The sequence below is a fragment of the Bacteroidales bacterium genome, from assembly GCA_013141385.1.
GTDB lineage: Bacteria > Bacteroidota > Bacteroidia > Bacteroidales > Tenuifilaceae > UBA8529.
In genome coordinates, this window is sequence record JABFRB010000018.1 from 132,433 (window position 1) to 156,716 (window position 24,284).

The 24,284-nt window shown below is 35.8% G+C and carries 22 protein-coding genes; 8 read left to right on the top strand and 14 right to left on the bottom strand.

Translation table 11 applies throughout. The features are described 5' to 3' along the window. Nucleotides 1-176: 176 nt before the first annotated feature. Nucleotides 177-923 carry an NADH:ubiquinone oxidoreductase gene (locus HOO91_10790; GenBank protein ID NOU18028.1) on the top strand — a complete coding sequence of 249 codons (747 nt, stop codon included), beginning with the start codon at nucleotides 177-179 and terminating at the stop codon, nucleotides 921-923. Nucleotides 924-1,350: 427 nt separating this feature from the next. Here the strand turns inward: HOO91_10790 and HOO91_10795 are convergent, their stop codons facing one another. Continuing rightward, nucleotides 1,351-1,920: a hypothetical protein gene (locus tag HOO91_10795; protein NOU18029.1), complete on the bottom strand. Its 570-nt coding sequence runs from the start codon at nucleotides 1,918-1,920 to the stop codon at nucleotides 1,351-1,353. A 146-nt stretch (nucleotides 1,921-2,066) separates the two neighbouring features. After that, a complete protein-coding gene (locus HOO91_10800; protein ID NOU18030.1) occupies nucleotides 2,067-2,657 on the bottom strand; it encodes a peptidylprolyl isomerase in 591 nt (196 codons plus the stop codon). 253 nt (nucleotides 2,658-2,910) lie between these two features. Between HOO91_10800 and HOO91_10805 the strand changes: the two genes are divergently transcribed. Beyond that, nucleotides 2,911-3,111, top strand: coding sequence for a cold-shock protein (locus HOO91_10805; protein NOU18031.1), 201 nt, complete (start codon nucleotides 2,911-2,913; stop codon nucleotides 3,109-3,111). Nucleotides 3,112-3,195: 84 nt separating this feature from the next. Here HOO91_10805 and HOO91_10810 read toward each other — a convergent pair whose 3' ends face one another. Next, nucleotides 3,196-3,804, bottom strand: a complete 609-nt coding sequence (locus tag HOO91_10810; protein ID NOU18032.1) for a hypothetical protein — start codon at nucleotides 3,802-3,804, stop codon at nucleotides 3,196-3,198. Nucleotides 3,805-4,140: 336 nt separating this feature from the next. Between HOO91_10810 and HOO91_10815 the strand changes: the two genes are divergently transcribed. Beyond that, nucleotides 4,141-4,848 (top strand): SDR family oxidoreductase, encoded by a 708-nt coding sequence (locus tag HOO91_10815; protein ID NOU18033.1) that lies wholly within the window; start codon nucleotides 4,141-4,143, stop codon nucleotides 4,846-4,848. Between the two features lie 32 nt (nucleotides 4,849-4,880). Here HOO91_10815 and buk read toward each other — a convergent pair whose 3' ends face one another. The 4 genes from buk to HOO91_10835 form a co-directional block, all read right to left on the bottom strand. After that, nucleotides 4,881-5,957: a butyrate kinase gene (buk, locus tag HOO91_10820; GenBank protein ID NOU18034.1), complete on the bottom strand. Its 1,077-nt coding sequence runs from the start codon at nucleotides 5,955-5,957 to the stop codon at nucleotides 4,881-4,883. 29 nt (nucleotides 5,958-5,986) lie between these two features. Next, nucleotides 5,987-6,892: a phosphate butyryltransferase gene (locus HOO91_10825; protein ID NOU18035.1), complete on the bottom strand. Its 906-nt coding sequence runs from the start codon at nucleotides 6,890-6,892 to the stop codon at nucleotides 5,987-5,989. Between the two features lie 130 nt (nucleotides 6,893-7,022). Further along, a complete protein-coding gene (locus HOO91_10830) occupies nucleotides 7,023-8,234 on the bottom strand; it encodes an acetate kinase (GenBank protein NOU18036.1) in 1,212 nt (403 codons plus the stop codon). A 225-nt stretch (nucleotides 8,235-8,459) separates the two neighbouring features. Next, a complete protein-coding gene (locus tag HOO91_10835) occupies nucleotides 8,460-9,380 on the bottom strand; it encodes a glycosyltransferase (GenBank protein NOU18037.1) in 921 nt (306 codons plus the stop codon). Nucleotides 9,381-9,715: 335 nt separating this feature from the next. Here HOO91_10835 and HOO91_10840 point away from each other — a divergent pair, with 335 nt between their 5' ends. Further along, on the top strand, nucleotides 9,716-12,652 hold the full coding sequence (locus HOO91_10840) for an FAD-binding protein (GenBank protein NOU18038.1): 2,937 nt from the start codon (nucleotides 9,716-9,718) through the stop codon (nucleotides 12,650-12,652). A 102-nt stretch (nucleotides 12,653-12,754) separates the two neighbouring features. Here the strand turns inward: HOO91_10840 and HOO91_10845 are convergent, their stop codons facing one another. The 7 genes from HOO91_10845 to sucD form a co-directional block, all read right to left on the bottom strand. Further along, complete coding sequence (locus tag HOO91_10845) at nucleotides 12,755-13,678, bottom strand: 2-dehydropantoate 2-reductase (GenBank protein ID NOU18039.1); 924 nt, start codon at nucleotides 13,676-13,678, stop codon at nucleotides 12,755-12,757. Between the two features lie 40 nt (nucleotides 13,679-13,718). After that, entirely contained in the window at nucleotides 13,719-14,114 is a 396-nt protein-coding gene (locus tag HOO91_10850; GenBank protein ID NOU18040.1) for a putative toxin-antitoxin system toxin component, PIN family, read from the bottom strand. A gap of 210 nt (nucleotides 14,115-14,324) precedes the next feature. Beyond that, nucleotides 14,325-15,137, bottom strand: coding sequence for a transglutaminase domain-containing protein (locus HOO91_10855; protein ID NOU18041.1), 813 nt, complete (start codon nucleotides 15,135-15,137; stop codon nucleotides 14,325-14,327). 191 nt (nucleotides 15,138-15,328) lie between these two features. Further along, the gene (locus HOO91_10860; protein ID NOU18042.1) at nucleotides 15,329-15,928 is read right to left on the bottom strand and encodes a hypothetical protein; all 600 of its coding nucleotides are present in this window, start codon (nucleotides 15,926-15,928) and stop codon (nucleotides 15,329-15,331) included. Nucleotides 15,929-16,172: 244 nt separating this feature from the next. Further along, nucleotides 16,173-16,808: a hypothetical protein gene (locus tag HOO91_10865; protein NOU18043.1), complete on the bottom strand. Its 636-nt coding sequence runs from the start codon at nucleotides 16,806-16,808 to the stop codon at nucleotides 16,173-16,175. Nucleotides 16,809-17,078: 270 nt separating this feature from the next. Beyond that, nucleotides 17,079-18,422, bottom strand: coding sequence for a PQQ-like beta-propeller repeat protein (locus HOO91_10870; GenBank protein ID NOU18044.1), 1,344 nt, complete (start codon nucleotides 18,420-18,422; stop codon nucleotides 17,079-17,081). A gap of 107 nt (nucleotides 18,423-18,529) precedes the next feature. Beyond that, nucleotides 18,530-19,405 (bottom strand): succinate--CoA ligase subunit alpha, encoded by an 876-nt coding sequence (sucD, locus tag HOO91_10875; GenBank protein ID NOU18045.1) that lies wholly within the window; start codon nucleotides 19,403-19,405, stop codon nucleotides 18,530-18,532. A 153-nt stretch (nucleotides 19,406-19,558) separates the two neighbouring features. On the opposite strand from sucD, the gene HOO91_10880 reads away from it, so the two are divergent. The 4 genes from HOO91_10880 (at nucleotide 19,559) to HOO91_10895 (ending at nucleotide 24,145) form a co-directional block, all read left to right on the top strand. Beyond that, on the top strand, nucleotides 19,559-21,019 hold the full coding sequence (locus tag HOO91_10880) for an NADP-dependent malic enzyme (GenBank protein ID NOU18046.1): 1,461 nt from the start codon (nucleotides 19,559-19,561) through the stop codon (nucleotides 21,017-21,019). A gap of 117 nt (nucleotides 21,020-21,136) precedes the next feature. Next, complete coding sequence (mnmE, locus tag HOO91_10885) at nucleotides 21,137-22,543, top strand: tRNA uridine-5-carboxymethylaminomethyl(34) synthesis GTPase MnmE (GenBank protein ID NOU18047.1); 1,407 nt, start codon at nucleotides 21,137-21,139, stop codon at nucleotides 22,541-22,543. Nucleotides 22,544-22,611: 68 nt separating this feature from the next. Then, nucleotides 22,612-23,115 carry a tetratricopeptide repeat protein gene (locus tag HOO91_10890; protein NOU18048.1) on the top strand — a complete coding sequence of 168 codons (504 nt, stop codon included), beginning with the start codon at nucleotides 22,612-22,614 and terminating at the stop codon, nucleotides 23,113-23,115. A gap of 37 nt (nucleotides 23,116-23,152) precedes the next feature. Continuing rightward, on the top strand, nucleotides 23,153-24,145 hold the full coding sequence (locus tag HOO91_10895; GenBank protein NOU18049.1) for a virulence RhuM family protein: 993 nt from the start codon (nucleotides 23,153-23,155) through the stop codon (nucleotides 24,143-24,145). The last annotated feature ends 139 nt before the right edge of the window (nucleotides 24,146-24,284 follow it).

Below are 24,284 nucleotides of genomic sequence, written 5' to 3' on the forward strand. Positions count from 1 at the left end.
TTGACAATAAGGCAATGAGACAATTTGACAATGGGGCAATAAGACAATGAGATAATTTGAAAATCTGATAATTTGAAAATAAGGCAATGGAAAATTGTAATTTTATGAACAGAACTTACGTGTTACCAGATTTTCAAATTAGATGATTATCAACAGCGTAAATTTAAACTCGGAATATGTTAGACAATCTTAAAATAATTTTCCATCAGGGTAAACAGTTCATACCTAATGTAAAAACTGTCGAAGTACCTGGAATATTTAGGGGAAGACCCGTTATCTCTACATCTAAAATTGACGATAAAGCCCTAAAATCAACTTGTCCATTAGGGGCAATTGACATCAATCCAGTAAGTATAAATCTTGGAAAATGTAATTTTTGTGGGGAATGCGCCTTTAAATTTCCTGAGAAGATAAAATTCACAAAGGATTATAAACTAGCATCAAACACGCCCGAAGGATTAATAATAAGAGAGGGTATTGATAAACCTATTCATCTGGATGAATCGCTTATTAGACATGAAATAAGGAAATTTTTCAGTGGTTCGCTAAAACTACGTCAGGTTTCAGCTGCTGGTGATAATAGCTGTGAGTTAGAGCTAAACGCAAGCGGTAATGTTCAATTTGATGTTGGTCGTTTTGGGATTGATTTTGTTGCCTCTCCCCGCCATGCTGATGGCGTGGTTATAACTGGTCCAATTAGTAAAAATATGGCTACTGCACTACAGCTTACTTACGATGCAATACCTGATCCGAAAATTATTATTTTAGTAGGAGTTGATGCTATTAGTGGTGGTATTTTTGCCGATTCATCGGCACTTGATAGAACATTTTTAAATCGATACAAACCAGATCTTTACATTCCAGGTAATCCTACTCACCCATTGACCTTTATTAATGGAGTTTTAAATCTACTTGGTAAATAACGTGAGTTCGATTTAAGAAATAAGATAATATGCTTATTTACAGAGATATATTATTATTTAGTGTACTGATGGAATAATGGATAACAAGAGGTTAGATTCTTGCTTATATCTTCCTATATTCCAGTATTCCATTGTTTCAAATGGTATATATGCCAAAAATAGTTGTTAAAAACTCATACACCTCTTGTTCTTATTGAGTTTACTGATACTCTATTGGAGGGTGTTTCAATAGATGATGAAAAAAATTTCTTTATAAACCTCTCCACCCATTTGTGAGAGAGGATTTCTAAAGAAATTTTTATGAGATAAAAACAAAATCACCAACTGATTTTGGCATTATTACCTTCAAATAAACTAAATTGATTGATATATAGGTTAATACATTGTTTCTTACATCGAACTGACGTTAAATAGATAATAGCATAAACTAATATTCACTCTTTTTCTTTATTGCAAGAGCAGTACTTGTCTGTAGGAGAGCAGAGAAAGAGCCTTTAATTTGCTTGTTACTATTGGTGTAAAAATTAAAATCTAAGATATAAAAATTTCCACTACTTTCAACTTGTATTACACCTGTCTTAATTGAGTATTTTGTAGTATCTGTGCCAGAATCAAAGTTATAATTAACACCAACTACACCATGGTTAAATGTTAATGAATCTTTTGAAGAAAATCCATCGAAAGTATATAATCCAGATGATAAAAAATCAGGATCTAATGAATACATAGTTAATCCAATAAAATTTCCTTTACCAGTTAAACTATTCGTGGAACTGTTATAGGTAATACCTGCGCTAATAACCTTTAAATCAAACTTATAAGTTATAGGATCATGGATCATTGGACCATGATATGTTAAATATCCAGTTCTTATAGAATAATCTTTTGATTCAAACGTGAACTTATTATTATCAACGGCATCCTTCTTACACCCAATAAATACTACTGAAAGAGATACTATACCCAATATCAATAGTTTAGTCCCAAGATTCTTCATTTTAAACATTTTTACGATGCAAAAGTAATAAATCATTTACATTCTTGTTTACGAAGTAAAAACCAAAACGTGATTAATAATTGACTAAATATAATAAAAAAAGGGTTAATTGTAATTTAACCCTTATCGAAATCAATATAAATGCGTTAGTTGCATCCGCAACCACATCCACAATCTTGTTTCCCTTTTTCCTCCTCAGTATCGCAACAGCCTTCGTCACATCCTGATTCGCAACCAGATTCATTGCCATGATGATGACCACCATGAATATGTCCATGCTGTAGTTCTTCGGCTGATGCATCGCGAATAGCCTCAACTTTACCATTAAAGTGAAGATCCTGACCTGCCAATGGGTGGTTAAAATCCATAACAACTACGTCATCTTTAATGTCAACGATCATACCATTCAAAGCATTTCCTTCGTTATCTCTCATCGGCAAGCTACGGCCAACCTCTAGAAGATCTTCAGGAATCTGACCATCAACATTAAAAATATCTTTGGGCAATTCAACTACAGCCATTTCGTTTACCTGACCATAGCCCTCATCGCATGGAACCATGAAACTGAATGCATCACCTATCTTTAGTCCCTTAATTTTCTCTTCAAAAAGAGGTAATAGCTGACCATGACCGAAGAGAAACTCCAAGGGGTGCTCTGCAACTGCATTGTCAACAATTTCATCATTTACCTTAAGCTCATAGCTTAATGATACAACTTTATCGTTTGTAATAATCATGTATTATGTTTTATTAATTCCAAAAAAAATTTCGGCAAAGGAACGTGTTTATTTTATGATAACAAAACAATTACTTTATTGTTTTTGTAGAACAATTACTTTTATACAAGCCTGTTTATCAAATAAATAATATTTATGTACAAAAATATTTTTTAAAACTAAAAAATATTGCCTTGGAAGCGCTTGCAAAATCAAGTATTATGCTCACCTTTGCAACGATAATTTTTTATTTACAATTTTTACATCTATTAACATGAAAGGAAAAGTAAAATGGTTTGATGCAGCTAAAGGTTTTGGCTTTATTCAAACTGAAGAAGGCAATGATGTTTTTGTTCACTACACAGGCATTGCAAAAGAAGGTTTCAAACGTCTTGATGAAGGTCAGGCTGTTTCATTTGAAATCACACAAGGCAAACGTGGCCCACAAGCTACTAATGTTAATGTGTTAGAATAAACGAGTTATTCTATACATAATGGGAAAGGCTTTGGAACTACCAAAGCCTTTTTCGCATTTATTCTTTTCTTGTTTATGTCCTTATTAAAAGTTAATATTTACCCGAAGTAGTGGATTTGTAGTATAAGGAGAGTATTTACTATTAGTTAAGTCCCACATTACCAATAAATTTAACGCAGCTTTATCACCTAAAGGAAATCGATAACCAGCTCCAGCCAAAATTATATGAACCCATCCTTTATTCCCAGGGTTGATGACATTGGGATCAATAGTTCTTTTATCCATATATAATCCCTCCCATTCGCCTTGAAATATTGGGCCTCCGTGTATTCCTATTTTAAACGCCTTATCAAGATCTGGAATTGGCAAAATTTGGGTAAATCCAGATACACCCCAAATATGAGCCTTATAGGTGTTAGATGTACCATTAATAAAATTATAACGATCCTTTCTAAATGTGTAGCGACCACCTAAACCAATAGCCCATTGAGGGAGAACCCACATGCCAACCTGAGGAAGGATATCAACTCTTGTTACAGTTCCAAAAACCATCCCAACACTACCACCAAAAAAGATTTTATCGCGAAATGTCTTTTTTTCCTTGATTTTCTCTTGAGCTAACGCTCCAAAACTTGATGTTAATAGTAATATTAAAGCACTAAAAAATATGCTTTTGCCTAATTTTTGTTTCATGAGAATAAGTTTATATTATACGATTGATTTATAGCGAGATGAAAATATTATGGTAAATGTTAAACAACGCTATAAAGATCACAAAAAATATACCTTTAGCAAAAAAAATAATTTAGATTATTTACTAACGGTTTTGGAGTTATCTTTGTTTTATATTAAAAAAATATGAATATCCGCTATATTACCTATAAGCAAAACACACTCCATTGTCATTCCGGGCGAAGTCCCGAAATCTAGTGCAAGAAATGGATTCCTGCATTCGCAGGAATGACAATTTGGATTACTTATTCTTCTTTAGGTATTATTGCGGACAATCATTTATAAAAAATATTAATTATGAACATAATAATTACCGGAGCATCGAGGGGAATTGGATATGAAACCGCAAAGCGTTTTTCTACAATAGGCGATAATAATATTGTGGCTATTGCCCGTAACGAGTCAAAACTAAAAGAACTAAAAAATGAATGTGCTTGTGAGAATACTAATACCCAGCTATTCCCTATCGTTTTTGATCTTGAAGATTCAAATTCTTATAAAGATGGTTTGGTTGTTGAAATTAAGAAATGTTTCAGCACTATTGATATTGTTATAAATAATGCTGGATTACTTATTAATAAACCTTTTGATAAACTAACGGATAACGATATTGATAGGATGATTCAGCTTAATCTTACATCTCCTGTTAAACTTATTAAATCCTTACTCCCATTAATGAATCGTCCTGGGCATATTGTCAACATTAGCAGTATGGGAGGATTTCAGGGAAGTCAAAAGTTTCCGGGATTAGCAGTTTATTCTGCTGCAAAGGCAGGTTTAGCATCATTGACAGAGTGTTTAGCCGAAGAGTATAAAAATACGGGGTTAGTTTTCAATTGCTTAGCTATTGGCTCAACGGATACCGAAATGCTAAGAGAAGCATTTCCTGGCTACCAAGCAACTTTTAAAACCTCAGAAATGGCTGATTTTATTGTTGATTTTGCAATCAATAAATCTAAATTCTTTAATGGGAAAATAATTCCTGTATCAATATCAACCCCATAAAAAAACCGCCCTAAAGCGGTTTTTTTGTTCTATCAGCTATATAATTTTGGAGGAACTTCTCCACTTAAAACCATTAGTCCGTTCATTGCTAACGCTTGCATTTCATCCTCACCCGGATACACTACTACAGGGGCAATAAACCCTACCATATCCTTAATATAATCAACTAAATCAGGGTTATATGCAATGCCACCAGTAAGCAAAATTGCATCAACTTTCCCTTTTAAAACAGTTGAAAATGCCCCTATCGACTTTCCAATATTGTATGCCATAGCATTCTGTATAAGCTTTGCTTTGGGGTCGCCAGCTTTAGCCTTCATCTCCACTTCATAGGCATCATTAGTACCAGCATGTGCAATCAATCCTCCTTGACCAGTAATCAATTTCTTAACCTGTTCGTACGTAAACTCCCCACTAAAACAAAGTTTAGCAAGTTGTCCAGCAGGAAGTGTTCCAGAACGTTCTGGAGAAAAAGGTCCTTCACCATCAAGTCCGTTATTAACATCGATTACCCTGCCTAATTTATGCGCTCCAACAGTAATACCACCCCCAAGATGAGCAACAATCAGATTTAACTCCTCATATTTTTTATCCAATGATTTTGCATGAATTCTTGAAATTGCTTTTTGGTTTAACGCATGGAAAATTGATACTCTTTTAAAAAGAGGATGTCCTGCTATTCGAGCAACATCTTCCATTTCATCTACAACCACAGGATCTGCAATAAAGGCTCGAGCATTTGGTATTGTTTTAGCAATATTATCGGCAATTAATGCACCTAGGTTACATGCATGTTCGCCCATAATACAGTTTTTTATATCCTCTCTCATCTGATCATTCACCTCATAAACACCGGATTCTATAGGTTTAACTAATCCTCCCCTACCAACAACTGCCGAAATTTCATCAATTTTTATATCCGCATCTTTGAGTTCTTTGAGGATAATTTCCTTTCTAAATTCAAATTGATCGGCAATTTTTGGAAATACTTTAAGTTCTTCTGAGGAATGTCTTATATTCTTCAGAAAAACTGATTTGTTATTCCTATAAACTGCAATTTTAGTCGATGTTGACCCTGGATTTATTGCAAGAATCCTGAATTCTTCCATTATAGATATTAAGAATTTTAGTTATTAGACTACTTTGCAGCATTAGCCGCTAATGCAATAGAGTACATTTTTGATTGTGCGCTATCACCTCTTGATGTAAGAACGCAAGGTACTTTAGCACCCATAACCATTGCACCAACCATCCCACCTGCTAACTTTGTACAAGCTTTAAAGAATGTATTTCCTGATTCGATATTGTGGAACACCAAACAATCAGCATCACCAGCAACACCGCCAGTTATCTTTTTAATTTCTGCAGATTCTTTATCAATAGCAACATCAAGTGATAGTGGGCCATCAATCATTGCGCCTTTAATTTGACCACGATCAGCCATTTTTGAAATGATTGCGGCATCAACACATGCTGGCATTCCTGCTGTCATCTGTTCTGTTGCAGCTACCAGAGCAACCTTAGGATTCTCAATGCCCAAAGAGTGTGCAATTTTTATTAAATACTCAGTGAGGGCAATTTTTTGTGATAAGTCAGGAGCAGGAAGAATTGCAGCATCTCCGAATACAAGTAATTTATGGTAAGTAGGTATTTCTAGAACTGTAACATGTGTTAAAATTGCTTTTGGAGGCATTAGTCCAGTTTCCTTGTTAAGTATTGCACGCATGTATTTATCTGAACTAACCAATCCCTTCATTAAAACCTCTCCTTCGCCCTTGTTAATAAGCTCAACAGCTTTAGTTGCTGCTTTCATCTCATCTGCTTCTTGAACTATTCTAAATTTTGATGAATCTATTTTAAGATCTGAGCATATTTTTTTAATGGTAGCCTCATCCCCTACTAAAGTACCTTCAACTATACCCATATCAATTGCCTTACCTATGGCTTCAATTGTATGAGAATCGTTAGCATAAGCAGCTACAATACGTCTTCTTGGTTTACTTTTTAGAACATCAAATAGTTGATCCAGTTTATTAATCTTCATACTCTTGTGTGTTTTATTGTTATTTACTTTATTTATTTTAGTTGTTATTTAAGTGACTAGTGTTTGGAGTTTCCTATACTCTAAAATACGCTCTAATTTAACTCGCTCTAAGTACTTATTAACGAACCATTTATTTCTTAAGTTTTGAAACAATACTCGCTGTGTCAGTAGCAATTACAAGCTCCTCATTGGTTGTAATTGACATAACTTTTACCCTAGAGTTTGGCTTAGTCAAAAGTTTATCTTTACCACGTACTCCTTTATTTGCTGCTGCATCAAAATCAACTCCCATAAAGTCAATAGCTTCAGAAACGTGGGCTCGGATATTATCATCATTTTCCCCAATTCCTCCAGTGAAAATTATTAAATCAACCCCATCCATAACGGCTGCATAAGCACCAACATACTTCTTAACACGATAGTAGTACATATCAATTGCAAGTTGAGCTCTCTCGTTACCTTCAGCAGATGCATTTTCAAGATCTCTCATATCTGACGATAAACCTGAAATACCCTGAACTCCACTCTTTTTGTTAATAACATCATTAACCTGCTTTATGCTAAGGTTTTCTTTTTCGGCTAGGAAAAGAAGAACGCCAGGATCAACATCACCACTTCTAGTACCCATTATTAAACCCTCAACTGGCGTAAACCCCATTGAGGTATCAACGGATTTACCATTTTTAATGGCAGCAATAGATGCACCATTTCCAAGATGGCAGGTAATAATTTTACAACTGTTAAAATCCATTCCAAGGATTCTACAAGCTTTTTGTGCTACAAACTTATGGCTTGTTCCATGAAAACCATATCGACGAATTTTGTATTTCTCATAGTATTCATAAGGAAGTGCATATAGATATGAGAAATTTGGCATTGTTTGGTGAAATGATGTATCGAACACGGCAACCTGCGGTACGCCAGGCAATAATTTCTCCATTGAAAGAATTCCCTTGAGGTTTGCTGGGTTATGTAGCGGAGCTAATTCTATACATTTTTCAATTTCTGATTTTACTCTGTCATTAATTAAACTACTTTCAGTAAAAAACTCACCACCATGAGCAACTCTATGACCAACCGCTACAATATCATTTATACTTGATATTACACCATGCTCCTTGTCAACCAGTGTATCTAAAATTAGGTTTATCCCTACATTATGATCAGGGATTGGCTCAAATACTTCGTATTTTTCCTTTCCTTCGGGTTTATGAGTAAGAATACCGTCTGCAAGTCCAACTCGCTCAACAATACCCTTTGCCAATAGTTTACTGTCATTACTCATATCGATAACCTGGTATTTTATCGATGAGCTTCCACAATTTAGAACAAGAACTATCATTTGTTAATATTTTAACTGATTATCAATTAGTTATATCTGAAAATTATTTTTGATAAAATTAGATAAAAAAACTTCATTATTTAATGGAAAACTTTAAAAAATAACATGTTTTACAATATTTTCTTTCAATCTAAAAGTTATTTTCAAAAAAAATGAATGATTAGTAGGTAAAATAGTATTTGGTAAATTTGAAGCAAGTGCGTAAAATATTTTAAAAATGTAAGTCTAACTAACTTTTCTCTTGGAATTTATTGCCTCTGAATACAAATCTACTGTTTTGTATGCTACATTTTTAAGGCTAAAATCAGTATTTACTAAGTTTTGTATTACATTAGCGTCCCTACGGTATTTTTCCAAGTTATTAAAAAAATCACTTAAAACAGTATAAATTTCATCAATATTTGGAGGTTCATTACCAATTGCAACAAAATTATTCTCTTTATAATCGGCATAATTTGCAGTAGTGATTATTGAACCTAATCTTTTTTGGTTAACAGAAAGAACAGGAACACCATAAGCTAATGCCTGCAAGGAAACTCTTCCAACTCCTAAAATAAGGCTTGAATTCAAAAAGAAATCTTTAACGTCTGGATGATAACCTAATATTTTGAATACTTCTTTACCTAGCTTACTATTCATTATTGAAGTTTCCTTCGTAATTAAATTAAGACAATTACCTTCCCCAATAAGATTAAAAGTTATACTGGGGAATTCTTTTATTAGTTCAGGAATTATCTTCTGAATAATCATTAAGATTACTTTTGAATGATTTCTATCTATCCTGCTAACATAGGTAATTGAATAAGGTTTCTCTCTGCGAGAAATGAATTTAACCTCCACCCCATTGGGAATTACAACTGATTTCTCTTTAATTTTAACGTAACATGCTGATACATTGAGAACATGATTACTCACAAATATAACCCTATCAGGTGTCTTTTGAGTAAATTCTGATTTTAAATCCAGCCTTGTTCTACCATGAACGGTTGCCACAACAGGAATGTCAATAAACTTGCGAATAATACAAGATGTTAAAATTGATAACCTTTGATGTGCATGGATTACATCAATATTGTACTTTTTAACAATTCGATATAATTGTAGAACATTATAAGGCAGTAGAATATCCCTAAATTGATAAGTAATAAGTTTTACTTGTGGGTTTAATCAAGTGGTTTGCCTCCCTTTAGCCGTTACCAAAAATACTTCGTGTTTTAGCTCACATAGAGTGTTTGCCAGATCACACACATGATTTTCCGCACCACCAAAATCAAAACGTTTTAAAACAAGAAGTATTCTCATAAATAATAGCAGATTGTAAAACTATTATTTTTCATTTAGAAATAAAAAAACTATTCTATTTATTATGATTAAGTACTTTGAATCTTACATATAATGGCGTTTTTATATGACACAGATATTACCCACTATCTTTCAAAAGTTAAAAATCTATACCTTTAGCCCCTTAAATGAACATTGAAATGAAAATAGATCACTTGCATCATAGTCTTAATGAGCTAAAGCATCACCTTGATGGAGATTTATCATGGGACAATTCCACCCTTTTGCAATATGCTACAGATGCATCAGCCTATCGCGAAATTCCAGATGCTGTTGCTTTACCAAAAACCAAGGATGATTTAGTTAAATTAGTTGCTTTTGCTAAAAAGCATAAAATACCATTAATTCCACGTGCCGCAGGAACTTCTTTGGCAGGGCAGGTTGTCGGTAAAGGAATTATTGTTGATATCTCAAGATACTGGGGAGAAATTATTGAGGTAAACGCTCATGAACATTGGGTTAGAGTTGAACCCGGTGTTATACTCGATGAACTTAATCAATTTCTTAAGCAATATGGTTTGTTTTTTGGGCCTGAAACATCTACATCTAATCGTTGCATGATTGCTGGAATGGTGGGTAATAATAGCTGTGGCTCACATTCTATACTTTATGGAAGTACACGAGATCACACTATTTCTGTAAAAATGATTCTTGATGATGGTTTAGAATACGAGTTTTCTCCATTGTCGAAAGAAGAGTTCAACAAGAAACTTAAAATTGAGAGTAAGGAAGGTGAAATATATCGCTTTATCCATTCAATGCTATCGGATAGTAGCATTAGCAACGAAATTATTGAGCAATACCCTGAACCAGCTGTTAAACGCCGAAATAGCGGCTATGCCCTCGATAAACTTGTTGATAATTGCGTATTTGCCAATAACGATAACCTCTTTAATTTTTCTAATCTAATAGCAGGAAGTGAGGGAACACTGGGCTTAATTACTGAAATTAAGCTTAATTTGGTTCCTCTGCCACCCAAAGAAAAGGCGGTAATCGCAGTTCATCTCGAAGAGCGAAATCATGCCTTTAAAGCAAATCTTATTGCTCTAAAATACAAACCGGGAGCAGTAGAGATGATGGATAATATCATTCTTGGTTGTACCAAAGGAAATATTGAGCAGCAGAAAAACAGATATTTTGTTCAGGGTGATCCTGGAGCCATTCTAATTGTTGAGTTTGCCAGAGAGACAAGGATTGAAATTGAACAGATTGCTGCTCAAATGGAGGCAGATCTGCGAGCCGCTGGGTATGGCTACCATTTCCCGTCTATTTGGGGTGATGATATCAATAAAGTATGGGCTTTACGTAAAGCAGGACTTGGCGTTCTATCGAATATCGAGGGCGATGCTAAACCAGTATCACTTGTAGAGGATACAGCGGTTAATGTTGAAAAACTTCCAGATTATATGGAAGAGTTTGCTGCAATAATGGCAAGCCATAATCTCGATTGTGTTTACCATGCTCACATCGGAAGCGGAGAACTTCATCTTAGGCCGGTTTTAAATCTGAAAGATCCTAAGGATGTGGAACTGTTTAGAGTAATAGCCTACGAAGTGGCTCATCTAGTTAAAAAGTATCGAGGTTCGTTAAGCGGTGAACATGGCGATGGCAGATTAAGGGGTGAACTTATCCCAATTATGGTAGGCGAAAAGGTGTATAAGTTAATGCAAGACGTTAAGCGTGTTTTTGATTCCGATAATATTTTTAATCCCGAGAAAATTGTAAACACCCCTCAATTAAACACTTTCCTACGATATATACCCGGTCGAAAAGAAAAGGAGATATCAACTATATTCGATTTTTCAAATACAAAGGGAATATTGCGTGCTGCTGAAAAATGCAATGGTTCAGGTGATTGCCGTAAATTCATTCTTGCTGGAGGCACGATGTGTCCAAGCTATATGGCTACAAAGCATGAAGGAAACTCGACACGGGCAAGAGCCAATATTCTACGTGAGTTTTTAACCCAAAGCGATAAAAAAAATCCATTCGATCACAAGGAGATATACCAAGTACTCGATCTATGCTTATCCTGTAAGGCATGTAAAAATGAATGCCCATCGAGTGTTGACATTGCTAAACTTAAAGCGGAATTCTTACAGCATTGGTACGATGCTAATGGTATCCCGCTTAGAAGTAGAATGGTAGCATATATCACAAGAATAAACTCTTTGGGTAGCATTGCTCCTCGAATTACGAACTTTTTCCTTTCAAATAGGGTGATATCACCAATCATCATGAAAGGTTTAGGGTTTGAGCCCAAACGGAAGATGCCTACTCTTAACAAAATCACTTTCAAAAATTGGTTTAAAAGGCGTAAAACCAAACCGAATAAGAATGGCAAAAGTGTTTTTCTTCTCCCCGATGAGTTTACAAACTACAATGATTCACACATTGGTATTAAAGCCGTTGAACTGCTCGAAATTCTTGGTTACGAAGTAATTATTCCAGATGTTTTTGAAAGTGGAAGAACCTATATTTCAAAAGGGCTTATAAGAACAGCGAAAAAGATTGCCAATAAGAATATTGAATTGCTTAGCAAATTGGTTTCCAACGACTCTCCTATTATTGGAATTGAACCATCAGCAATTCTGAGTTTTAGGGACGAATATTTGGATTTATCCGATTCTGATAATTTGTGCAGCGCATCCTACCTATCCAGAAATTCATTTCTATTCGATGAGTTTTTTATGTTGGAGGTTGAAAAAGGTAATATCCGTAAGGAGCAGTTTAATTCACAAGCAAAAATGATGAAACTGCACGGTCATTGCCAGCAAAAAGCAGTGGCATCAACCAAAGCAACCAAAGCAATGCTTTCGTTCCCCGATGGGTATTCTGTATCTGAAATTCCAAGCGGATGTTGCGGCATGGCAGGATCATTTGGTTATGAAAAGGAGCACTATGAGCTATCGATGCAGGTTGGCGAGCTTGTGCTTTTCCCCGAGATTCGTAAAACACCAGAGGATGTTACAATAGTTGCTCTTGGAACAAGCTGTAGGCACCAAATAAAGGATGGTACAGGCCGAAAAGCATTACACCCAATTGAGGTGATGTGGGAGGCTGTTGTAAAAGGGTAGAGACATTTACCTCCTTTAATTCCCCCTTAAAAAAGGGGGAAACCCTATACACAGTGACCCCTTTGAAACACGTATCAAGTTAAATATTTCCTAGGCAGTTCATTATTGTTTTCTAGCCTTTTTCTCCATTGGTAGAATGCAACTATAAACAAATCTATTGATTGGTACATCAATACCATACTTTTGTGCAAGTTTAACCACAGTTCCATTCTGGTATTCAATCTCGGATGGTTTTCCTGCCCAAACATCTCTTGTTAACGAGGATGTATTATTGTAAGGAACTTTATCAATTGCTTCTACGGTTCTATCTACGAAATCGGGATCAATCTTAATTCCAACTTTTTGCGATAGCAAATAAATCTCACGAAACAGATCAATCATTAGTTGTCTTGTCTCCTTGAGTTCCCTTAATTCACCATAAGTTGTTTTTGTAATGGCTAACAATCCACTAACACAAATAGCAATGAATTTTTCCCATAAATCAGCATCTATATCCTTAGATATTATTGATCTTATCCCAGCCCCACTGAATACATCATTTATCATTTGAATTCTTTCTGTTACAGAATTATCCAACTCCCCGAATATAATTACAGGTTCGAGTCCAAGATGATTGATCACCCCAGGAGATTCAATTTTACTGATTATGCGACATAGCCCGCCAACAACATTTTTGCGATTGATAAACTCCACCAGTTCTTTAGTGGCAAGAATGCCATTCTGGAGTGGTAGAATAGTGGTATTTGAATTTATAACATCTTTTAATTCTCTAGCAATCTCTTTAATTTGCCATGCTTTTACTGATGTTATAATCAGATCAGCAGCTCCAATAGATTTTATACTATCCGTAGCTTTAACCGATTCCACTTTAAAATCACCATGAATGCTTTTAACTACCAGCCCATTCTGCTGAATTGCCTTTAGATGCTCACCCCTAGCAACAAAGGTTACATCGTAACCAACATGGGCAAGCTTACCGCCAAAGTATCCACCAACCCCTCCTGCTCCTATTATGGCTATTTTCATTTTTATGATGATTAAGGGATTTAAGAAGGCATTCGTGAATTTATTTTAAGATTTCTTCCAGCTTATGAAGGGTAATTATTCTGGCCTTTCCAATCCGCTTTAGAACAAGCAAGTCTTTGTCGCCAGTTGCAAGATAGTCTGCTTTTGAGTCAATAGTTAAATTAAGTAAGAAGTTATCTTTGGGATCTCGACACTCAGTTACTTCACTTCTAATTTTTTTCTTGGCATATCGCTCTGATTTAACGATTTCTATCTCCTTTGTAATGACGTCCAAAGAAGGAACTTCCTCAGATTTCAACCGAAGTTTCTTTAGAAGGTTTTTTAACTCTAAACTTGGTTTTTCGGTCTTAGATATAGTGATTAAATCTAAATCAGCTAGCTGCTTCAAAATGGTCTTGACTTTCGGGTTAAGTATTTCAATTCTTAATGCTTCCATGTTCTTTTAATTTCGTCAAATATACAAATAAGAGAAACTCAGTCAAAGCTTTGTCAATCAATGAAAATCAACATTTCTGTAGTAAGAAATGTTGGGGAGTTAAGAACCGAACATCTATCCGCCGTTAGAAACTTAGATAAATATAATAAAAATGTCGCATCTGCAATGTCTAGTTCCAATATTTATTACTACGTGTGTGTGGCGTAATTCTTAATTTGGCTTTTGATAAAAATCGTTAATATTGTTAGTATATAAACAATCATCTATTTTGTTTTTCCGCTGAAAGACAGAAGGATTATCTGCATTAAGAGGAACCAGCATTAACTTGGACTTTTCATTAATTTTCACTTTGTCTTTATTAGCAATATACCGATTATCAAAGGTTATGTCATAATAAAATAGATATTTGCTTATCCAAGCAATATACCGTTCCTTTTCTGCTTTTGAGATATCTCCTTTGCTATTAATTATCTTTATGTTAACACTGTTTCCTTTAATTGCTTTTTGAAATTCAACGGCATTTAATGGGATATTATTTAATATGGGAATCGCATTGAACTGTCCGTCAATAAATATCCATTTTTCGAATTCCTTTGAGTAAGTTTCTGCAACAACATGTCCTGCTCCATATTTTACTTTTTCTACATCTGCTGTTTTTAATGCCAAAACTCTTGATGGAATACCGATACTATTTAAAGCTGCTGCTGACACAATCCCATATTCAACACATCTAAAATTATTCCCCTTTTTAGCTTCTTTCAAAATTGTCAAAGGGTCAGATTTTGAAGGTGTATTACTTCCACTATGAGCCCATTGTTTATTTGTCCAATCAAGTATTGCTTTTATCTTTTCAAATTCGTTATCCGTCCTTTCTGTTAATGAATCTAGCTTATAAACTTGACGAAGCTCCCTCAGATATGCATTATTTATTGTGTCTGAATAATACAATTGATAAATGGGATTTAAATCGGTTTCTGAAAAAGTGATGCTCTTCAACCTGGTAGAAGGACTAATATTAATCAACTGATAAAACGGTTGACAACTGAATACTGTTAGCAAAATGCTAATAGAAAAAAATAAAAATCGTTTGTTCATTTCTTCAATATTTTGTGAATTTCGTTTCTTTATTATGCCACACAACGTTTGCTAGTTGGTTGTGTTTGGGAGTTCGGCGGAGTCAATAAATACGCTGTTGTATGCAGTAGATATTGAATCTAATTGTTGTAATGTTCAGGATAATTCTTACATCTTTTTAGAATATGGATTGAAATCATAGCAGAAATCATAAAAAATGAAATCCCAATCAAATGAGAAAATAACTTATTACTTGATTCTCCAAGTGCATTAAAATCATTCATGGACCCAAGTAAATAAGCAAAATAGTTGTTCCCAATATCGAAAAGCGGACTCAATATCATTATTACTAAAATTAAACCTATCATAAAAGGCTTTTTTATCTCAACTTTAATTATCAATAAATATCCAAGTGCAAGAAGAATAATATCTCTAACATATGGAAGAAGAATAATTATAAAATCTTTGGAATCACTTTTGTAATCATATCTGATATATCCTGAACCAAGATCACCAGCCCAAAATTTAGGAATCAACTTGGTTTCATATATAGTTTTATCAAAAATCCAAGCACCTAGCATATGCATCAACTCATGAAACAGCATGTATGATAAATACCAAATCAAATAAATAATCATTATGCTTGGCAAATATTTTTTATAAGTCCAAATACTCCGTTGATAAAATAAAATTAAGGGAAACATTATGAGCAAGGCTATTTCCAATACGCTAATAATCATAAATCTAATGTTAAGTTAAAAAAGAATATTTGCTATATTATAAATCAAGTTTTAAATTTTGAATCATTATTGTATGCAAAATGCCTGGTCTATTGCATACAACGTTTCCGTGGCAAGAGCTGTTGGGGAGTTAAGAACCGAACATCTATCCTACGGTAAACTTTTACTAAAGTACTAAAAACTTGCTTATCTGCACATCTGCCCCAATAGATTTTGCCACGTGTTACTAGGCGTTTTTTATTTTTTATTCAATAAATAATCCTTGTTCAGTTATTTGTCCTAAGTAACCTTTTTTAAGTGCGTTTGGATGTGCTTTTGAAAAGGATTCAGAACTGTTCGCTTTATATGCTTCTTCGGTTGAATAAAGCATAGCTGATACAAAACCCTCTTTCTTGATAATTTTTCTTAATGTGCTTTCTCTTTCCTTTTTAGGGATTTCTTTAGAATAACTAAGAACTAATATTTCTCCAAACGTACCCGCTCCAGACATTAATTCTACTTGAAACAGTATTTGGTATTGAGGAAGGTTTTCATCTAATGAAGATTCAGATTTGGTTTCTGTGAGAGAACTTTCTTTTTTAAATACTTTCTCCCTTGAACCATTTTCTAAATACTTATCAATTCCTACGACCTCATTACCGCTTATGTAAAATAAATATCTACCATTATCTGTTCTTACTTCTAGTCGTTTACCATTTGCCCAATTGGGCATATCGCTTGTTCCATTTAAATTTCCATATTCTGGATTTTGTTTTACATAATTCTTAACAACGCTTACAGTTGGATTCTCATTATTATTACAAGCAAATAAGGCTAAAATGAGAAATAAACCTGCTAGAATGTTTGAAATAACTTGATTCCTGAGTTTTCTGGTTTTCATAATATTTCGGTTTTAAATAGTTTTCATCTTTATCAAGAGAGTTCTCCAAGTTCGTCATAAAATGACTGGTAACTTAATATATGTCTAATCTTGTAAGACCTATACTTTAAAATTTAAGGGATAGGTCTGATTCCTGACATCCTCCATACAAATATACTTTTTGTTCATCAAGCATCATAAAATTATTATACCCTTTGTGGCTTTATGCAATAAAAAAACCGCCAACCTAAAGGCGGCGGTTTTAATAGTTTATAGTTGGCTAATAGTCCTCTATGGAACAAGTTTGTAGCAAACCAACTGCTGTATATAACGAAGGTATAGCTTTCCATTGGCAACCACTGGTACTGTCCAAGCAAGGTTTTTTACATCCCCAATGGCAGATTTAATCTCGCCTATCTTTTTAAAGCCTGATGTATCGGGTTTTATAAGGAAAATATTCCCTTTTAAGTCCTGACAAATAAGATACCCATCGGCAAAGGTTGTTGTCCCCTGCCCTATTTGATCTGTGCTCCACATCTCTTTGCCTGTTAAAAACTCAATGCACTTAAACTGACCAACATTTCGGGTGCTTTCGCCTGAATATCCATATATATATCCATCAATAAGAATTGGATCGGAGTGTTGTGCTGCCAACACCTGGCTTTTCCAAAGAACGGAATATCCATCCTTGGTAACCTTTATAGCCTCGCAGCCCATACCATAACCAGAGGTATGGTAAACAATATCACTACAAACTATCGGTGTTGTTGCATTAACACCATACTCGGTTGGCCAAGGAACAGTCCATCGAACTTTACCATCCGCAGGGTTAAGACACGATAACCCTTTTGCGTGGTAAATAAGAAGTTCAACCTCGTTCTCAATGTTCATGGTTATTGCAGCGGAGTATCCAACCTCGCCTTCCATTGATTTCCAAAGAACATTGCCAGTTAATTTATCATAGGCTATCACTAAGGCTTTTCCTCCGCCTTGTACTATAACCATATTCTCGGATACAAGCGGACTTGTTGAAAGACCCCATGATGGTTCTATACCGCCCTCATCCTTTACATTTTTTCTCCAAAGGAGTTTTCCATCCTCAAGCTGCCAGCAAACCAAATCGCCACTACGTCCAAATGTGTATACCTTATCCTCATCAATAAATGGGGTTGCACGTGAGCCAGGGCCATGAGCCGTTTCGGCTTTAGCCTCGTAGGAGCCTTTCCAAATCAATTGTCCATTATCAGCATTTAAGCAGAAAACTAAATCGTTCTTAGCATCCCTGCCAGGAACAATCAACCTATTACCCTGAACTACAACGGACGACCATGAAGCGGTTGCTTTATCCTGACACAAGTAATTGACTGCCCAAAGTTTTTCAAGCCCATTGGACCAATCGGTTTTAATGCCAGTTGTTGCATTTTTTCCTTCAAAATTAGTTCCCCTCCAATTTGTCCAATCCGCAACTCCTACAGTGATTGGGGGTATAGAGGCTGTATTTGTTGGTATATTTTCTTGTTTACCGGTTAATGGTTCACTTCCCATCACCATTTTATAAATTTGATACCCATAAAAACCCACGAATACCAATACAATTGCAACAACAATAAGTATAACCTTAATGTACTTTTTCATTTGATTAATTGACTTGAGAGGTGAGTAAATCCGATGATTATTTTTGAATTCCTAATAATATTTGAATGGAAGAAAATATATCTGTAAAACATCCCTCCATTATTCTTTTATTTTACTAACGCTTTTTTCATAGTTTCCCCAATCATAGCTGGCGATTCAACAACATGGATTCCACATTCACGCATAATTTTCATTTTTGCAGCAGCGGTATCCTCTGCCCCACCAATGATTGCTCCAGCATGACCCATTCTCCTACCCTTTGGAGCTGTTTGGCCTGCAATAAAGCCAACTACAGGTTTAGTTCCATGTTCCTTAACCCATTGTGCAGCTTCGGTTTCCATGCTACCGCCAATCTCACCAATCATAACAATTCCCTCAGTTTCGGAATCATCCATTAAAAGTTTAAGCGCTTCAAGGGTTGTTGTACCAATTATTGGATCACCACCAATCCCAATACAGGTTGATTGACCTAGTCCTTGCTTTGTAAGCTGGTCAACGGCCTCGTAGGTTAAAGTACCCGAACGCGATATCACCCCAATACTGCCTTTTTTATGGATAAATCCGGGCATAATTCCAACCTTAGCCTCGCCGGGGCTAATTACTCCTGGGCAGTTGGGTCCAATAAGCCTAACATCAGGTAATTCGGAAAGTATATGCTTTACTTTTACCATATCTGCAATGGGTATTCCCTCGGTGATACAAATAATCACCTTAATACCTCCAGTTGCCGCTTCAATTATTGTATCGGCTGCATAGGCTGGTGGTACAAAAATCACCGACACATTAGCACCTACATTTTTAACAGCCTCTTCAACCGTATTAAAAACGGGAAGACCTAAATGGAGTTGACCGCCTTTCCCAGGGGTAATTCCACCCACAACATTTGTTCCGTACTCTATCATCTGGGTTGCATGGAATGTCCCTTCGCTACCTGTAAACCCCTGAACGATAACCTTTGAATCCTTATTTACTAGTACGCTCATCGATTTAGCTATTTAGAATAATTTATGTATCAAATTTTTTTCGAATATAATCAATTTGTTGTTTTAAAACACTCGTATTAAATAACACTTAAAAATTTCTTTGTAAATTGCTTTCGAAAAATATAAGAAAGAAATCACTTTATCTATCACATTATGAGTAAAATCAATGTAAAACTTGAAAATCTTGGGTCAATTTTTCCATCAAACTGGAATGAAGAACAAAAAGCAAAAGGAAAAACAATCTTTTTAAAACGCCTTTCCGAAAAAGCTCATAAATTCTATGGTGGAAAAACCCAAGTAGCACCAAAAGTCCCTGTACCAGGATTCAATTGGTTTAATGTATGGTACACTCCTGGAGTATCAAAGGTTTCAACAAATATTAGAGAGAATAATGATGCTTCATTTGAACTTTCTAATAGAGGCAATCTAGTTGCCGTTGTTAGCGATTCAACGCGTGTTCTTGGCGATGGGGATTGTTCTCCTTCAGGAGGATTAGGCGTTATGGAAGGAAAAGCATTCCTGATGAAATACCTTGGTGGTGTTGATGCCGTTGCACTTTGTGTCGATAGTCGAGATAATGGTTGTCACAACAGTCCTCAAAAAATTATCGATTTTGTAAAGATGTGTCAGTACAGTTTTGGAGCTATTAATCTTGAAGATATCTCTCAACCCAACTGCTATAAAGTATTAGATGTTCTTAGAGAAGAATGCACTATCCCTGTTTGGCACGATGATGCTCAGGGTACAGCATGCGTTACCCTTGCAGGGTTAATCAATGCCCTAAAACTTGTTGATAAAAAAATTGGCGATACTCGAATTGTACTTTTTGGTGCGGGTGCTGCAAATACAACTATAGCAAGGCTTATCATTGCCGATGGTGGCGATCCAAAGAAAATAATCCTTTTCGATACAAAAGGTGCTCTACATAAAAAGAGAGCAGATATTAAGGCAGATGAAAGGTTTTATAGGAAATGGGAGCTCTGCGAAAGCACAAATCCAAATTGCATCTCGACTTTTGAGGAGGCCATTAAAAATGCTGATGTTCTAATCTCAGCATCAACTCCAGGTCCCGATACTATTAAAAAAGAGTGGGTGAAAGCAATGAATCAGAAAGCAATAGTTTTTGCCTGTGCAAATCCAGTACCCGAGATTTACCCTTACGCTGCAAAGGAAGCAGGTGCCTATATCGTTGCAACAGGAAGAGGTGATTTCCCAAATCAGGTCAATAACTCCATAGGGTTTCCTGGAATCTTAAAGGGTGCATTAATTGTAAGAGCATCAAAAATAACCGATAAAATGGCTATTACAGCAGCCCATTCATTGGCTAACTATGCCGAAAAGCGTGGAATTAACCCAGAAAACATTGTTCCCAAAATGGATGAACCTGATGTGTTTGCTGTTGAAGCTGCAGATGTTGCCATGCAGGCTATTAAAGATGGTGTTGCACGTAAAACTTTAACATGGGATGAGGTTTATCAAATTGCTAAAAGGGATATTGATTACTCAAGATCTATGGCAGCCCTCTTAAGCAAAGAAGGTTTTGTTGCAGATCCCCCTGCTGAGATGCTTGATGAAGCGTTAGATTATACCGTTAAGCTGATTGAAGGAAAGTGAAAAGTTTAAAATGATATGTGAAAAACGGGACCCGGGCAACCGGGTTTTGTTTTGCTAACAATCTCCACCGATACTCCATTCCCACTTTTTTACTAGCTTTGCACAAACACTTTTAGGATGATTTTAGACGATACTACAATTGTAGCAATAGCAACCGCCCCCGGTACAGGAGCCATTGCCATAATTCGGCTCAGCGGAAAAGATGCTATCGCAATTTGCGATAATTTGTTTAAACCATCCTCAAAAAACAAAAAGCTAACGGCACAAAAGCCCAACACAATTCATCATGGCACCATTTACGATGGCAATAGGCCTGTTGATGAAGTTCTGGTTAGCCTTTTCAAAGCCCCCCGCTCCTACACCAGCGAGGATGTTGTAGAAATATCATGCCATGGTTCACAAATCATCCAGCAGCAAATACTTGAGCTATTAGTAAGGAATGGTGCAAGACTTGCCCAACCTGGGGAATTCACTCTACGAGCATTCCTTAACGGCAAAATGGATCTATCCCAAGCCGAAGCGGTAGCCGATTTAATATCATCATCCAGCGAAGCAGCCCGCAGGGTAGCACTTCAGCAGATGCGAGGGGGGTTTTCCGATCAATTAAAAAACCTACGCGATCAGCTACTCCATTTCATAGCACTTATTGAACTTGAGCTCGATTTTAGCGAGGAAGATGTTGAATTTGCTGATAGAACTCAGCTTAAAAACCTTATAACCGAGATTTTGTCAGTTATTGAAAAGATGATTGCCTCATTCCAACTCGGTAACGTAATTAAAATGGGAATCCCCGTAACAATTGCGGGTAAGCCAAACGTTGGAAAATCAACGCTACTTAACCGACTGCTTAACGAGGAACGTGCAATAGTATCGGAAGTTGCTGGTACAACAAGGGATACTATTGAAGATACCATAAACCTTGGTGGAATATCGTTTAGATTTATTGATACTGCTGGGCTGCGACATACCAAGGATATCGTTGAATCCATTGGCGTTGAGCGTGCTTATGCAAAAATATCACAGGCAAAAGTTATCCTTTTACTAGTTGATGCACAAATCACAGTAGATGAGGTAATCCATTCCGTTGAAGAGGTTAAAACAAAGCTCACCGATGACCAAAGGTTGATAATCCTGCTAAATAAAGAGGATAAAGCGGATAAAGACCGGCTCAATAGCATCCTTTCAATGCTTAAAAAGGACTACCCCTCCATATACGCGCTAACCATATCGGCTAAAAGCGGGCATAATATCGAGCAGCTAACCAATACCCTAATAAACATTGGCCTCCACGGGCAAACCGATAGCGATGAGGTAATTGTTACCAACGTCCGTCACTACGAATCACTACTGAAAACAAAGGAAAATCTCGATCAGGCAATTACTGGCCTAAGCACCAACCTCCCCAGCGATCTACTTGCAATCGATATCAGGCAAGCCATTTACTACCTTGGTGAAATAACTGGCGAAATTACTACTGATGATATTCTTGGGCATATATTCTCGAAGTTTTGTATCGGAAAGTAACTTATCGACTAATTTTTATAACTTTATAGGATATAATACAAACCTTACTCATCCATAAGTATTAGGTTATGAAGAAATTGTTTTCTATAATCTCTTTATCTCTAATTTTCTCATCAGTATTCTGCCAAACAGCTGATGAATACTATAAACGTGGAGCTGAAAAAGCAAATACACAAGATTATAACGGCGCAATTGAGGATTATACCAAAGCGATTGAGAAAGATCCCCAAAACGCATTTTACTACTGTCAGAGAGGCAATGCCAAATTAAGCGATCAAGATTATATCGGAGCAATTAGTGATTACACCAAAGCCATTGAAATTAACCCTTTATACGAAGAGGCTTATAGCAACAGAGGAAGCGCAAAAGTTAACCTTACCGATTACAGAGGAGCAATTCTAGACTTTACAAAGGTCATTGAGATAGACCCAAAAAGTGCACACGCATATTGCAACAGGGGTCTTGTGAAAATCACATTAGGCCAAAAGGATAGCGGATGCTTAGATTTAAGCAAAGCTGGTGAGCTAGGCCTAGACTTTGCGTATGATGCAATTCAGGAGTATTGTAAATAGAGATTAAAACATTGAAAAACTATTGAAAATTAAACACATGAATACCAGCGAAATACTCATATATAAAAACAATGAAGGCGATATAAAAATAGATGTTCGACTAGAGGATGAAACCGCTTGGCTTACACAAGCTCAAATGGGAATACTTTTCAATAAGGATAAACGCACTATATCTGAGCATATTAACAATATTTTCAAAGAAGGTGAACTGAACGGAAGTTCAGTTGTCCGGAATTTCCGGACAACTGCTACCGATGGCAAATCCTACGATGTTAATTACTACAACCTCGATGTCATAATTTCAGTTGGTTACCGTGTAAAATCACAACAAGGTACACAATTCCGTATTTGGGCAACACAAAGGCTTAAGGAATATATTATTAAAGGTTTTACCCTAAACGACGAGCGTTTTAAGTCGGGCAGTTCAATGAACTATTTCTCTGAATTGCAAGAACGTATTAGGGAGATACGTATCTCTGAACGATTCTTCTACCAAAAAATCAAAGATATATACAAAACAAGCATCGATTATAATGCCCATGATGAACAAACAATCCTGTTCTTTAAAGTGGTACAAAACAAATTGCTTTGGGCAATTAGCCAGCAAACGGCAGCCGAACTAATATACCGCCGTATTGATGCTTCGTTACCCTTGCTCGGGATGCAATCGTATGACAAGAAAAATTCTGTAAGCATTAAAAAAACTGATATTAGCGTTGCTAAGAATTACCTGAACGAGAACGAAATAAAACTCTTAGGTTTACTGGTTGAACAATACCTTGCTTTTGCCGAAACAATGGCACAACAGCAAACCCCAATGTACATGAAGGATTGGATTGAACGGCTCGATTCCATTCTACAGCTAAACGGCAGGGAGTTACTCACACACGCCGGAAAAATAAGCCACCAGATGGCTTTAGATAAATCGGAAGTTGAATACGAGAAATACAAAGAAAAACAGAAAGAGATATCAAAAGAATTGAGTTTGAAAGAAATTGAAGAGGATATTAAAAGATTAAAAAGATTATAATAATATAATTGGATATCAATGTCGTTGACTTAAGCTATAAAGGTTTGTAATTCATATAGTAGAGTTTCTTTGGGCGTTTTTTTCTTTCATGCTTTCGGCCAGGGCGAACAATTTCCCTTGTTTGGCTTACAATGGAATC

What these genes read in the sequence shown, in the direction of transcription:
- HOO91_10870 (NOU18044.1), bottom strand. Translation starts at nt 18,422, where the DNA reads ATGAAAAAGTACATTAAGGTTATACTTATTGTTGTTGCAATTGTATTG.
- sucD (NOU18045.1), bottom strand. Translation starts at nt 19,405, where the DNA reads ATGAGCGTACTAGTAAATAAGGATTCAAAGGTTATCGTTCAGGGGTTT.
- HOO91_10895 (NOU18049.1), top strand. Translation starts at nt 23,153, where the DNA reads ATGAATACCAGCGAAATACTCATATATAAAAACAATGAAGGCGATATA.
- HOO91_10790 (NOU18028.1), top strand. Translation starts at nt 177, where the DNA reads ATGTTAGACAATCTTAAAATAATTTTCCATCAGGGTAAACAGTTCATA.
- HOO91_10840 (NOU18038.1), top strand. Translation starts at nt 9,716, where the DNA reads ATGAAAATAGATCACTTGCATCATAGTCTTAATGAGCTAAAGCATCAC.
- HOO91_10880 (NOU18046.1), top strand. Translation starts at nt 19,559, where the DNA reads ATGAGTAAAATCAATGTAAAACTTGAAAATCTTGGGTCAATTTTTCCA.
- HOO91_10815 (NOU18033.1), top strand. Translation starts at nt 4,141, where the DNA reads ATGAACATAATAATTACCGGAGCATCGAGGGGAATTGGATATGAAACC.
- mnmE (NOU18047.1), top strand. Translation starts at nt 21,137, where the DNA reads ATGATTTTAGACGATACTACAATTGTAGCAATAGCAACCGCCCCCGGT.
- HOO91_10805 (NOU18031.1), top strand. Translation starts at nt 2,911, where the DNA reads ATGAAAGGAAAAGTAAAATGGTTTGATGCAGCTAAAGGTTTTGGCTTT.
- HOO91_10860 (NOU18042.1), bottom strand. Translation starts at nt 15,928, where the DNA reads ATGATTATTAGCGTATTGGAAATAGCCTTGCTCATAATGTTTCCCTTA.
- HOO91_10865 (NOU18043.1), bottom strand. Translation starts at nt 16,808, where the DNA reads ATGAAAACCAGAAAACTCAGGAATCAAGTTATTTCAAACATTCTAGCA.
- HOO91_10845 (NOU18039.1), bottom strand. Translation starts at nt 13,678, where the DNA reads ATGAAAATAGCCATAATAGGAGCAGGAGGGGTTGGTGGATACTTTGGC.
- HOO91_10825 (NOU18035.1), bottom strand. Translation starts at nt 6,892, where the DNA reads ATGAAGATTAATAAACTGGATCAACTATTTGATGTTCTAAAAAGTAAA.
- HOO91_10810 (NOU18032.1), bottom strand. Translation starts at nt 3,804, where the DNA reads ATGAAACAAAAATTAGGCAAAAGCATATTTTTTAGTGCTTTAATATTA.
- HOO91_10800 (NOU18030.1), bottom strand. Translation starts at nt 2,657, where the DNA reads ATGATTATTACAAACGATAAAGTTGTATCATTAAGCTATGAGCTTAAG.
- buk (NOU18034.1), bottom strand. Translation starts at nt 5,957, where the DNA reads ATGGAAGAATTCAGGATTCTTGCAATAAATCCAGGGTCAACATCGACT.
- HOO91_10850 (NOU18040.1), bottom strand. Translation starts at nt 14,114, where the DNA reads ATGGAAGCATTAAGAATTGAAATACTTAACCCGAAAGTCAAGACCATT.
- HOO91_10830 (NOU18036.1), bottom strand. Translation starts at nt 8,234, where the DNA reads ATGATAGTTCTTGTTCTAAATTGTGGAAGCTCATCGATAAAATACCAG.
- HOO91_10795 (NOU18029.1), bottom strand. Translation starts at nt 1,920, where the DNA reads ATGAAGAATCTTGGGACTAAACTATTGATATTGGGTATAGTATCTCTT.
- HOO91_10890 (NOU18048.1), top strand. Translation starts at nt 22,612, where the DNA reads ATGAAGAAATTGTTTTCTATAATCTCTTTATCTCTAATTTTCTCATCA.